Here is a 1,756-nt window from a genome sequence, read left to right as displayed (position 1 = left end):
CGGACCGGGCGGGCCCGGGCGGGCCGGAACCGGGCGACGACCCGGGAGGCGGCGGACCGCCGGGCCCCGGGCGGCGCCGCAGGCGCGGCGGACCGCGGCGGGCCCAACGCAGCCGCGGCGTACGCATCCTGCGCTGGACCGCGCTGGGCCTGGCGGTCCTGATCCTGGGCACGGCCGCCGCGGGCTACCTGTACTACCAGCACCTGAACGGGAACCTGAAGAAGGACGACCTCAACCTCGGCACCAACCGGCTCGACCGGTCCGCTCCCAACGCCGAGGGCCAGCGGCCGATGAACATCCTCGTCCTGGGCTCCGACAGCCGCAACACCCGGGAGAACGTCCGGCTCGGCGGCGCGCACGACCAGGTGGGCCGCAAGCCGCTGGCCGACGTGCAGATGCTGGTGCACGTGTCGGCCGACCGCAGCAACATGTCGGTGGTCAGCGTGCCGCGCGACACGCGCGTGACGATCCCCCAGTGCACCGACACCGACGACGGACACGTCTACCCCAAGACCGAGCAGATCATCAACTCCAGCCTCGGCAACGGCGGTCCGGGCTGCACCGTGGCCACCTGGGAAGAGCTGACGGGCATTCCGATCGACCACTTCATGATGATCGACTTCTCGGGTGTGGTGCGCATGGCCGACGCGGTCGGCGGCGTCCCGGTGTGCGTCAACGCCAACGTCCGCGACCGGGACTCCGGTCTGCGCCTGGAGAAGGGCCGCACGGTCGTCAAGGGCAAGACGGCGCTGTCGTGGCTGCGCACCCGGCACGGCTTCGCGGGCGGCAGCGACATCGCCCGCGCCAAGGCGCAGCACATGTACATGAGCGCGATGGTGCGGCAGTTGAAGGCGGGCACGAAGCTGACCGACCCGGGCAAGCTGATGGGCCTGGCCGAGGCGGCGACGAAGTCGCTCACGGTCGACAAGGGCATCGGCACGGTCAAGAAGCTGTACGACCTGGGCAACGACCTCAAGAGCGTGCCGGCGGACCGGATCACCATGGCCACGATGCCGTGGCTGCCCGACCCGCGGAACCCGACCGCGCACGTCATCCCCAAGCCGGGCGACGCGGACAAGCTGTTCTCGCTGGTGCGCAACGACATCGCGCTGGACGGCAAGGACAAGAAGAAGCCGTCGGCCGCCGCGTCACAGTCCCCGGGGTCCTCCGGATCCCCCGGGTCCTCCGCGTCCGCCAGCCCGTCCGGGAGTCCCGCCCCGCCGTCCGCGCCGAGGTCGCAGATCCCGGTCACCGTGCTGAACGGCACCCGTACCAGCACCCTGGCCGCGGTCCCCGGCCGCGCGGGCCTCATCGCGAGCACCCTGGTGCGCGACGGGTTCACCCAGGCCGTCGCCGGCACCGCGCCCAGGTCGCGGACGGAGACCGTCATCAGCTACGCGGCCGCCGGTCAGCGCGGCGACGCGCTCGCGGTGGCCAAGGCCCTGGGGCTGCCGGACAGCGCGGTGCGCGTGTCCTCCTCCGTCACGCGCGTGACGCTGGTGATCGGCGCGGACTGGCGGTACGGCAGTACGTATCCGAAGGCGTCTGGCGGCGGCACGGGTACGGGCGGCACGGGCGCGGGCGGCCACGCGAGCGCCGGTCCCGGGGACGGCAGGACGCCGGAGAGCGCCGACGCGCTCAACGGCGACGACACGTCGGCCTGCATGGACGTCGACCCGCTGCACATGTTCTGAGCCGGACGCGCACGTTCCGGGCCGGACGCGCGCGTTCTGCGCCGGATGGCGGGCGTTCCGCG

Annotated in this window: 1 protein-coding gene; it reads left to right on the top strand. The window is 73.0% G+C overall.

Going from position 1 to position 1,756, the window contains the following annotated elements; translation table 11 throughout:
• The first annotated feature begins 125 nt into the window (after positions 1 to 125).
• On the top strand, positions 126 to 1,694 hold the full coding sequence (locus RKE29_RS29010) for an LCP family protein (protein ID WP_312008689.1): 1,569 nt from the start codon (positions 126 to 128) through the stop codon (positions 1,692 to 1,694).
• The last annotated feature ends 62 nt before the right edge of the window (positions 1,695 to 1,756 follow it).

Origin of the sequence: Streptomyces sp. B1866, from assembly GCF_031932565.1 — a bacterium.
GTDB lineage: Bacteria > Actinomycetota > Actinomycetes > Streptomycetales > Streptomycetaceae > Streptomyces.
This window is presented reverse-complemented; position numbering and strand designations above follow the sequence as displayed.